The organism is Microcoleus harperi Pol14_C6, from assembly GCF_036701295.1.
Taxonomy (GTDB): Bacteria; Cyanobacteriota; Cyanobacteriia; order Cyanobacteriales; family Microcoleaceae; genus Microcoleus.
Genome location: NZ_JAUBQN010000001.1, coordinates 384,404 through 393,974 on the forward strand (window position 1 = coordinate 384,404; position 9,571 = coordinate 393,974).

A 9,571-nucleotide genomic window follows, 5' to 3' on the forward strand; every position below is an offset into this window, starting at 1 on the left:
GTGTAGTCATGGTAATTTTAGATTTTAGATTTTAGATGGTAGATTTAATTTTTCATTCCCGCTGGAAGGGTACGACTAACTTTAGCAGGAGTAAGAATTCGCTCTCCCTCTCGATAGCCGACAAACCGAATATAAACTAATTCTCCTTCGGTTATATCCTCAACATCCGGCTGGTGCAACTGCGGATTGTAAGCAGTCTGTTCCCACGCAGAACCAATCATTTCAAAATCCCAACTTGACAAGAGATTTTCTAAGGGAGTAAACAAAGCTGAGAGATTTTTGGCGGGCATATCCGGCTTGGCTTCTGCCATTTTGCGGGCGGCGGGATAGTTGGTTAACAAAGTTTGCAACTGTTCAAAAGTAGCGCGGCGAAAATCGGCAGTTAGTTGAGCTTTTTGCTGCTGCAATTCCGATCGCAGCCGGAAACACTGCTGCCTCAATTCTTCTATTTCGCTGGGATCAGTTGTGATTGTAGCGGATATTGGCAGTGCGAGCAAAGTGCGATCGAACTCTTGAAAATTCAAATTCAGCACTGTTGCCAGCCGTCTCAGTTGGTCTAGCGTGAGTTTTCCCACGTCTCCCTGCCGCACTAGGCGTACCCCAAAGCGACTTAAGCCTGCTTTTTCGCCTAAGTCTTGCCAATCGAGAATGTCTAGCTGATTCATGCGTTCCCGCAGAATTTTATCGTACTTAAACTCGATCGCGTCTCCCGCCTCAGATGCAGCATAAAGGTAGACTAAAATGAGAAAAATGCCCCCGACAGCCAGCGCGAAGCTGAAGGCAGGCACTGTTGTTACATCAACTGTTGCACCGAGGATCTCAAACATCTTTAACTCTTCTAAACTTGTTTTAAAGTCTGCGTTTGTTCAACGATCAAATTTTCTTCGCCTTCGTAGTATTCTGGCAGCAAGTCTTGAGATTCTATTTTTCCGAGGGCTTTTTCAATTTCGGCGGTGGTTTCAGTGCAACTCGAACCAGTGGCGTTGAGGACGGTTTCGGTAATTTTGCCGTCTTTGCCGATGCGGTATTCTATTTGGCGGTATTCTGCCATAATTCTGCCTCTTGGTTTAATGCTTGAGTGTTGACTGCTGAGGATTGAGCTATATTATAGATTCTATTTACCAATTATTCTAATGAATTTTTGTAGCGACAATGCAACCGGGGTTTCGCCGGAGATTATGGCGGCCATTGCAGCGGCTAATTCCGGTGCTGTGATGTCTTACGGAGATGATGAATATACGCAGCGTTTGCAAGTTAAATTTTCTGATTTGTTCGAGACATCGGTGACTGTTTTTCCGGTAGCAACTGGTTCTGCTGCTAATTCTCTAGCCCTTGCGGTTGTTACTCCTCCTTACGGGGCTGTTTACTGTCACGCGGACTCTCATATTAATCGGGATGAATGCGGTGCGCCGGAGTTTTTTACAGGCGGTGCAAAGTTAGTGACAGTAACAGGAAATCATGGTAAAATAGAGGCCGAGACTTTAGGAAAAATGCTCGATCGCGCTGGTGCAGGTGTCGTCCATCACGTACAGCCTGCAGCCGTCAGCATCACTCAAGCAACGGAAGCTGGCACAGTCTACAATCCAGCAGAAATTTCCCACATTTCGGAAGTGGTTCGCGCTCACAATTTGCACCTGCACATGGATGGAGCTCGCTTTGCCAATGCTGTCGCCAGTCTTGGCTGTTCTCCGGCGGATGTCACTTGGCGGGCTGGTGTGGATATTCTCTCGTTTGGAGCGACAAAAAACGGGGCGATGGGTGCGGAAGCTGTGGTTTTTTTTAATCGAGAATTAGCAAAGACTTTCCCTTTTTACCGCAAGCGCAGCGGGCATCTTTTCTCGAAAATGCGGTTTTTGTCGGCGCAGTTGGAAGCGTATATAACGGATGATTTGTGGCTGAAGAATGCGGCTCATGCAAATAATATGGCAGCTAAATTAGCCCAAGGTTTGGCGGAAGTTAAGGGAGCGAAGTTTTGCCATCGGGTTGAAGCAAACGAGATTTTTATTCAACTTCCCGAATCTGTAATTACATCGGTTTTAGCTGAGGGTTTTCTGTTTTATAGGTGGGATGAATGTACTGTTAGACTGGTAACGGCTTTTAATACTCTGGAAGCAGATGTTATTGCTTTGGTGGAAGTGGCTAAACGACATCAGTGATTATTTCGTAAGGGCGAGTTTTACGAATAATATGTGACGAGTACCAACAATCTAGATAAACCCCCCCCCACAACAGATAACCCACATCAATATTAAATTTGAATCGAATGCGGAAAATCTACATTCTGATTTTTCGTTTAATGGGGGCGAGCTTGAGAGATTGTTGGTTATTTAAAATTATTGTTTGTGAAATTCGTACCTACAATTTAATAGATTGAGGAACAGGTTCGGCAACTGCGGCTAGTTCTGGTTCAGCTTCTTCGAGGTGTGCTTCTAAAAGCGCCAGATTTCTCATGTTTGATTTATAAAAAGCATCGAAGATATCTCCGACTAAAGGTACTGAACCAACGACGGCTTCTAGACCGATATTGTAAATCATTTTCCCTAGAGTCTTTTGGGGAATGTTGAATCGAGTTGCCAAATAAATTAGGTAAGCGGAAAACGCGGTATCTACGATATCCCCAGCACCCGGAACTAAACCGATAATGGGGTCTAAACCAATGCGAAATTTAGTGCCGGGGATGCCAATGGCGGTATCCATCAGGCGGCTGAGTTTGCGGATGCGGTTGAGGGTGGCGAGACGCTCTATGTTGTTCATATTATTATTGTTGAACTAGGTTGAAAATTTGAAATCTGTCGGAAGACGGAAAAAAAAAACCTCTAGAAACCGCTCATTTTCCATCTTCGCTAATATGCTGAATTCCCCATTCGTGCATGGCATTAATAATCGGTTTGAGACTTTCGCCCAAAGGCGTTAGCGAATATTCAACTTTTGGCGGCACTTGCAGGTAAATTTCCCGGTGTACAATCCCGTCTGATTCCATTTCCCGCAGTTGCTGCGTCAGCATCTTCTGAGTAATTCCGTTGACAGCTCGTTGCAGCTCGTTAAAGCGCTTCACTCCTTGAAACAACTCCCGCAGAATCAAGACTTTCCAGCGCCCGCCAATCACCTCTAGAGTGCGTTCTACAGGGCAATTTGCTCGATCGACCTTTGCTTCTTGAACTTGCATAGTATCTTTTTGGTAAGTACCGCACTTTTAAGTGCGTACTATCCATAATAGCTTGACTAGGTTTAAAATAAAAACATCAAAGAAATACCCGATAAATTTCACTGAGGATTCACAAGATGATTACCGTTAGAAAAAGTGAAGCAAGAGGACACGCTAATCATGGTTGGCTGGACAGTTACCACACATTTTCTTTTGCCGGCTATTACGATCCAAATTATATGAATTTTCGATCTTTGCGGGTAATTAATGAGGATGTAGTTAGCCCCGGCAGAGGTTTCGGCACTCACGGGCACAGTGACATGGAAATCATTACTTATGTATTAGAAGGAGCATTAGAGCACAAGGACAGTTTGGGTACTGGTGCAGTGATTAAACCCGGTGAAGTGCAGCGGATGAGTGCAGGTACGGGTATCCAGCACAGCGAGTTCAATAACTCGCAAACAGACCCGGTTCATTTGCTGCAAATCTGGCTGTTACCCGATACACAGGGTTTGCCTCCGAGTTACGAACAGCGGGAGTTTCCCGTAGCAGAAAGGCACGGAAAACTGCGTTTAGTGGCGGCACGAGATGCGAGAGATGGTGCTGTCAAAGTGCATCAAGATGTGGATTTGTATGCCGCTGTTTTGGATAAAGATTCGCGGGTTTCTCATGCTTTGCAGCCGAATCGCCACGCTTGGGTGCAAGTTGCTCGCGGCTCGGTTTTGCTCAACGGTTTGCCTTTGAAAAATGGCGACGCGGCGGCGGTTAGCGGCGAGTCTGAATTGGCGATTGAAGCTACGGAAGATGCTGAATTTTTGCTGTTTGATTTGGCATAGAATTGCATACGAAATCCCCGGCTTCTCCCAGAAGTCGGGGATTTAATCCGCTGGCATCTGACAGCTCAAATGGATTTCAAGAATTAACAGAAATATTCTTTTTAGGTCGTCCGCCTTTCTTACCATTTTTTCGTGCTGCTGCCGATTTAGAGCTTGAAATTGCCTGTCCTCCCTTCCTACCTAATTCAGCCATCCAAGATTTTGTCCCAAAAATACCTGCTACAAGTTCGGGAATGCCAAAATCAACATCTAAGCTTTCCCAGTGTACGCTGCTGCCAGAAGGAGGCAGCCAAACATCAGCCAACTGTTCTGGTGAAGCACCTTCTAAGCCTTGTGCCAGCTTTGGAGGAAAACAAAAAATAGCGCCGTTTTTCAGTTGGATAACTATTAAATCTTCAGACTGATTATATTGCACGGATTCGGCACGCGGTTCTGTAGCCTCAGCGGTTTTCCATGCTTGCTTAGCTTGGGCTATTTGCTCTCGGAGATTTTCCTCGGTTAATTCTTTGTCCCAGCTCTTAACTGCCATGTATTCCTCTTTTGTGACTTGCGACATTAAATATTCTCAAACTCTTGTCCCGTATGGATTCTGTCTTTCCGGTAACGAAAGACAGAATCTCTCATCAATTTAAGGCGGAACTACTGATTTTACAGTAGCTTCAGATTGGTAAACAAATTTTATTTTTTCCATACTCATTGATGTATTTCTTGCCATTTGCTTAACAACATTTCTTGATTATCGGCTACTAATCTAAGAGCGCTCACTAAATCTTTATCCTTTATTCGATCGTGTGCGTAAACTAAGCTAGGAGCTTGTTTTTCAGTGCCAATATTAATTTTGATTTCCATCTGGTTCTTATCATTTTTTCTACCTTTGAAGATGTGCACGTGAGCTGGAATATGGTCGTTAGTATAAATATATATAAATAGATTGTTCTGGCGGTCTTCAAGAACTTTGGGCATCAGACGCTGTTCTCCAACGTTAGGGTTTGCAGGACTTATGCACAGCCTGCCTGTAGTAGGGGCAATCGCCCCCGTTGTTGCCCCTATTTTTTGGATTGTGGCATAAGCCCTAATTGAATAATAACCCAAGCGTTGGGTTTTGTCAAGTGACGCATTCTACTAATACTTGTGCGTAGGGTGCGTCAGCGCGAAGCTAATAACAATCTGGTAAAAAATCATCAATCCTGACGCACCTTTTGCTGTTGCCTGGGATTGTCTTAAGCGGACTGTGAAGAACATGATACTTACTCATGGGTTACTACTTAGGAAATAAGTAAATAGGAGGAAGAAAGTAAATTTTATTTGTGGTATTTTTTCTAAGGATAAATGTTTAGGATAAATTTTTATGGAACAACAGCCGATCGCCAGAAAGCATCTTATTTGGAGCCTGATCACTGGTTTAGCTGTCGGCGCGATCGCGGGCGCACCCCTCGGCTGGATGGCTAATGGGTATTATTCCGAGCAGCGTTTGGCTCAAATTCTGATTTGCCGAGAAAAGAATAGAGATCAGCCAGTTGCTATTGTTGAGGCTAGGTGCGGTTCCCGATTCTAAATTTTTCTGCTAGGCAGAGGGCTGTGTCAAATATTGTGAGGCTTGTGCGAATGTCGAAAGTTCGATCGCGCAGGCGTTTTGGCGTTCTCAACCGTCAATATGCCACAAACCGGAAAAGTTATCTGTCAGTTGATATGTGGGTATGTTAAATTTACACAATAATGAATTACAGCAGAACAATTCCGGCTATTTTGAGTGCTACGATCGCTCTGAGTTCGATCGCCCTCATCCCACTGACATCACCTCAAATCGCCCTCGCATTAACGGCCGACAAAGTTAAAACCGTTGCCCAACAAATTACTGTTCGCATCCAGGGGCCAAAAGGCGGTTCTGGAGTAATTTTAGAGAAACAAGGCAGCACATACTATATTCTCACGAACTGGCACGTTGTCGATAAAGCTGGCGATTACGAGGTCGTAACTCCGGACGGCAAAGCTCACTCTGTATACTATAGCCTCGTGCGGCGAATGCCCGGTGCGGATTTGGCCGTCGTACCTTTCAGCAGCACTCAAAGCTACCCCCTGGCTCAATTAGCCAATTCCGCAGCAACTAAGGGAAACAAGGCTTATGTGGCCGGCTGGCCGATATCCGGCGGTTCTCTGAGACAGCCGATTTTCATCGCCACGGAAGGTCAGCTTACCGGCCGCCAAACTCCCTGGAACGGCTATACTTTGGTCTACAACAACTTAGTGAGAGCCGGCATGAGCGGCGGGCCGGTACTCGACGATGCAGGGCGAGTTGTCGCAATTAACGGTATTGTCAGGTTAGAGGATAACTCGGATAAAATCGTGGCGGCCGGGATAGAAATTAATACTTTCATGAAATGGCGATCGACTATTTCGCTGCCAGTAGTTCCCCAATCTCCTACTGCCGGAAGCCCAAAAACTCCGGCGAATAATGCGCCCCGCACGCCCGCAAGTGCGATCGCCTTTGCGGCTACAAATACCCTCAAAGGGCCTTCGGAAGTTGTCAGTTCCCTTGCCCTAGCTTCCGCTTATTTTACTACAGGAAATAGCAACGGCACAATTTCAGTTTGGAATTTCCCCAGCGGGCAATTAAAAACTACCCTCCAAGGACACACGGAAGCAGTAAACGCACTGGCAGCGAGTGCGGATGGCAAGGTGTTAGCTAGCGGTAGCGACGACAAAACTGTGAAAATTTGGAATTTAGAAACTGGCGCGGTTGTACGCACTTTAAGCGGGCATTCCAATGCTGTTTCGAGCGTTGCCGTCAGTCCTGACGGTCAATTTGTAGCCAGCGGCAGTTGGGACAAAACTGTGAAGATTTGGAATGCGAAAACGGGGGAGTTGCTGCGGACTTTGACCGGGCATTCTGGGTTGGTGAATGCTGTTGCTATCAGTCCCGACAGCAAAACTTTAGCTAGCGGCAGCAAAGACGGTTCAATTAGATTTTGGAACCTCACCACTGGTCAAGCAATTCGCACGATTAGTGGCAAAAACTTGTCTGTTTTGTCGCTAGCTTTTACTCCCGACGGCAAGAGTTTAGCGGCGGGAAATAGCAACGGCACTGTTGGGTTGTGGAATGCCGGAAACGGGCAACTAATCAGGCGTTTAAGCGGGCATACCGACGGAGTTTGGTCGGTGGCATTCAGTCGCGATGGCACTACGCTGGTTACTGGGAGTTGGGATAAGAGTGTGAGACTTTGGGATGTGCGATCGGGCGAATTGAGAGGTAATTTGAGCGGTCATGCTGGCTACGTTAGCGCTGTGGCGATTAGCAGCGACGGTAAGACTATTGTTAGTGCGGGTTGGTTGGGGGAAATTAAGATTTGGAAAAGGAGTTGAGATTTTTTTGAACGAACCGCAAAGGCGCGTTAGGCGGAGGGGCGCGCAAGCGCTACTCAACCTAGAAACAGCCCCACGTCTGTAGCGAAGTCAGCTAGTGGAGGGTTCGGTTAAGCACGGACTCTACTGGTAGGGTGCGTCCTTTGGTAGCGATTCGATGTACATCGGCTAATCATTTCCGCGCTTCGCACCGTACTCCCTAGCATTTTGCTTCAAAGTACGCTCGACCCTTATGATAGATTTGGTTCTTGCCAGACTACACTGGAAGACAAAATCAAATTAAAAATTTCGCCATAAATTCGATCGACCCGCCGATCGGGCGGGACTCTCAAATTCGTGGAACAGGCGTCCCGCCTGTGGTTGGCAAAGTAAATCTAAAATCTAAAACCTAAAATCGCGTGACTTCTGACAAATGATTGAAGTAGAACACTTAAGCAAAACTTACGGTTCGACCGCAGCGATCGCGGACGTGTCTTTTTCGGTCGAATCAGGAGAAATTCTCGGTTTTTTGGGGCCAAACGGCGCGGGCAAAACCACAACGATGCGGATTTTGTCGGGATATTTGCCGGCATCCAGCGGTACGGCCCGCATCGCCGGCATGGATGTTCACGAAGACTCGATGGCCGTCAGACAGCGCATCGGCTATCTGCCGGAAAACCCGCCACTGTATCCAGAAATGACTGTGGAAGGGTTTCTGTTTTTTGTCGCCCGGATCAAGCAAGTACCTGCAGGCGATCGCGCGCGACGAGTAACCTCCGCGATCGAACGCTGCGGTCTGGTTGATAAACGCAAAGTTTTAATCCGCAAGCTTTCTAAAGGATTTCGCCAGCGCGTCGGTATCGCCCAGGCGATCGTCCACGACCCCCCAGTGATTATCCTAGACGAACCAACCGTCGGCCTCGACCCCCGACAAATCATCGAAGTCCGCAATTTAATCAAAAGTCTTGGCGGCCAGCACACAATCATCCTTTCCACGCACATTCTGCCGGAAGTCAGCATGACTTGTAACCGCGTCACCATCATCAATCGCGGAAAAATCGTCGCTGCGGGTAGTCCCGAAAATTTGATGGGAGAGTTGGCGGTGGGAGAGGGCTACGAACTCGAAGTCGAAGGCGAGGCAGATTTGGTAAACAGTCTGCTGTTGCCTTCTTTGGAAAACTTGCGGGGAGTTCGATCGGTCGAATTAATTCCCAGCCAGCAATTTTTAGTGAATCGCTACCGCCTGCGGGCTTTGTGCGAACCGGAAAGAGAACCCGGACGAGAAATTGCTACAGCTATCCTCGCCTCTGGATTCGGACTCTGCGAAATGCGCCGCTCTCGCGCTACTCTCGAAGATGTGTTTTTAAGGCTGACAGCGGCTGAAAAGAAACCGGAAGAAAGTCTGGTTCACAGCGAACCGGAGGTCGATCGCAATCTCCAAGAAGCTACAGAAATTCAAAATTCGATCGCGGATTCTCATCAATCGGAATCACAACCAATTGTGGACAATCTGCCAGTTTCAAATCAACCAGAGTCTCTCTATGATTCTCATTCAGCATCGGAACCAGTTGCAGAAACTGAAGAGTTGCTTTATCATTCTCATTCAGCATCGGAACCAGTTGCAGAAACCGTACAGCCGATAGAACTTTCTCCACCAGAATTAGAACCAGTTGCAGAAACCGTAGAGTTGATTGAAGATCCTCAACCAGAATTAGAACCAGTTATAGAAACCGTAGAGTTGATTGAAGATCCTCAACCAGAATCAGAACCAGTTGCAGAAACTGTACAGCCGATAAAAGGGAAGCATCTCAGTTTGGGTGTCACAGGAACCCGATCATCTTACTCGCTACAGATATCTAAACAAGCAAGCAGGATGCTCACTTTTGTAAAAAATGTTTTTTCCAAAAGGGAGATACTCCCGATAGAACCTTCTCCACCAGCACCAGTTGTCGAAAATCTACAAGTTTCACAAACCTTAGAGTCGCTAGAGCATCGTGAACCAGAATCCGAACCAGTTGTCGAAAGGCAAGAGTCGTTAGAGCATCAGGAACCAGAACCGATTGTTGAAAATCTAGAAGTTTCACAGACGGTAGAGTCGATTGAACATCCTCAACCAGAACCGATTGTTGAAAATCTAGAAGTTTCACAGACGGTAGAGTCGATTGAACATCCTCAACCAGAACCGATTGTTGAAAATCTAGAAGTTTCACAGACGGTAGAGTCGATTGAACATCCTCAACCAGAACCGATT

General features: G+C 46.6%; 11 protein-coding genes. 5 read left to right on the top strand and 6 right to left on the bottom strand.

Annotated elements, in window-relative coordinates:
- Positions 1 to 44: 44 nt before the first annotated feature.
- Together QUA27_RS01625 and QUA27_RS01630 are read right to left on the bottom strand one after the other, a co-directional pair.
- Positions 45 to 827, bottom strand: coding sequence for a nucleotide exchange factor GrpE (locus QUA27_RS01625; protein WP_333065918.1), 783 nt, complete (start codon positions 825 to 827; stop codon positions 45 to 47).
- Positions 828 to 838: 11 nt separating this feature from the next.
- Positions 839 to 1,051 carry a DUF2997 domain-containing protein gene (locus tag QUA27_RS01630; protein WP_333065919.1) on the bottom strand — a complete coding sequence of 71 codons (213 nt, stop codon included), beginning with the start codon at positions 1,049 to 1,051 and terminating at the stop codon, positions 839 to 841.
- A gap of 82 nt (positions 1,052 to 1,133) precedes the next feature.
- Between QUA27_RS01630 and QUA27_RS01635 the strand changes: the two genes are divergently transcribed.
- A complete protein-coding gene (locus QUA27_RS01635) occupies positions 1,134 to 2,156 on the top strand; it encodes a threonine aldolase family protein (RefSeq protein ID WP_333065920.1) in 1,023 nt (340 codons plus the stop codon).
- 199 nt (positions 2,157 to 2,355) lie between these two features.
- Here QUA27_RS01635 and QUA27_RS01640 read toward each other — a convergent pair whose 3' ends face one another.
- Both QUA27_RS01640 and QUA27_RS01645 read right to left on the bottom strand, forming a co-directional pair.
- A complete protein-coding gene (locus tag QUA27_RS01640; protein WP_190737102.1) occupies positions 2,356 to 2,754 on the bottom strand; it encodes a DUF4112 domain-containing protein in 399 nt (132 codons plus the stop codon).
- 73 nt (positions 2,755 to 2,827) lie between these two features.
- Positions 2,828 to 3,166 (bottom strand): winged helix-turn-helix transcriptional regulator, encoded by a 339-nt coding sequence (locus QUA27_RS01645; RefSeq protein WP_333065923.1) that lies wholly within the window; start codon positions 3,164 to 3,166, stop codon positions 2,828 to 2,830.
- 116 nt (positions 3,167 to 3,282) lie between these two features.
- Between QUA27_RS01645 and QUA27_RS01650 the strand changes: the two genes are divergently transcribed.
- Entirely contained in the window at positions 3,283 to 3,981 is a 699-nt protein-coding gene (locus QUA27_RS01650) for a pirin family protein (RefSeq protein WP_333065925.1), read from the top strand.
- Positions 3,982 to 4,057: 76 nt separating this feature from the next.
- Here the strand turns inward: QUA27_RS01650 and QUA27_RS01655 are convergent, their stop codons facing one another.
- Positions 4,058 to 4,537, bottom strand: coding sequence for a DUF2442 domain-containing protein (locus QUA27_RS01655; RefSeq protein ID WP_333065926.1), 480 nt, complete (start codon positions 4,535 to 4,537; stop codon positions 4,058 to 4,060).
- Positions 4,538 to 4,674: 137 nt separating this feature from the next.
- Positions 4,675 to 5,073, bottom strand: coding sequence for a DUF4160 domain-containing protein (locus tag QUA27_RS01660; RefSeq protein ID WP_333065927.1), 399 nt, complete (start codon positions 5,071 to 5,073; stop codon positions 4,675 to 4,677).
- A 256-nt stretch (positions 5,074 to 5,329) separates the two neighbouring features.
- Between QUA27_RS01660 and QUA27_RS01665 the strand changes: the two genes are divergently transcribed.
- The 3 genes from QUA27_RS01665 to QUA27_RS27260 all read left to right on the top strand — a co-directional run.
- A complete protein-coding gene (locus tag QUA27_RS01665) occupies positions 5,330 to 5,536 on the top strand; it encodes a hypothetical protein (protein WP_333065928.1) in 207 nt (68 codons plus the stop codon).
- Between the two features lie 161 nt (positions 5,537 to 5,697).
- Positions 5,698 to 7,341, top strand: coding sequence for a WD40 domain-containing protein (locus QUA27_RS01670; RefSeq protein WP_333065929.1), 1,644 nt, complete (start codon positions 5,698 to 5,700; stop codon positions 7,339 to 7,341).
- 412 nt (positions 7,342 to 7,753) lie between these two features.
- Positions 7,754 to 9,571: ABC transporter ATP-binding protein (locus tag QUA27_RS27260; RefSeq protein ID WP_445251460.1), on the top strand; the 1,818-nt coding region annotated here is incomplete at its 3' end.

Coding starts and splice junctions, on each gene's coding strand:
- QUA27_RS01670 (WP_333065929.1), top strand. CDS start 5,698: ATGAATTACAGCAGAACAATTCCGGCTATTTTGAGTGCTACGATCGCT.
- QUA27_RS01655 (WP_333065926.1), bottom strand. CDS start 4,537: ATGTCGCAAGTCACAAAAGAGGAATACATGGCAGTTAAGAGCTGGGAC.
- QUA27_RS01625 (WP_333065918.1), bottom strand. CDS start 827: ATGTTTGAGATCCTCGGTGCAACAGTTGATGTAACAACAGTGCCTGCC.
- QUA27_RS01650 (WP_333065925.1), top strand. CDS start 3,283: ATGATTACCGTTAGAAAAAGTGAAGCAAGAGGACACGCTAATCATGGT.
- QUA27_RS01630 (WP_333065919.1), bottom strand. CDS start 1,051: ATGGCAGAATACCGCCAAATAGAATACCGCATCGGCAAAGACGGCAAA.
- QUA27_RS01665 (WP_333065928.1), top strand. CDS start 5,330: ATGGAACAACAGCCGATCGCCAGAAAGCATCTTATTTGGAGCCTGATC.
- QUA27_RS01640 (WP_190737102.1), bottom strand. CDS start 2,754: ATGAACAACATAGAGCGTCTCGCCACCCTCAACCGCATCCGCAAACTC.
- QUA27_RS01635 (WP_333065920.1), top strand. CDS start 1,134: ATGAATTTTTGTAGCGACAATGCAACCGGGGTTTCGCCGGAGATTATG.
- QUA27_RS01645 (WP_333065923.1), bottom strand. CDS start 3,166: ATGCAAGTTCAAGAAGCAAAGGTCGATCGAGCAAATTGCCCTGTAGAA.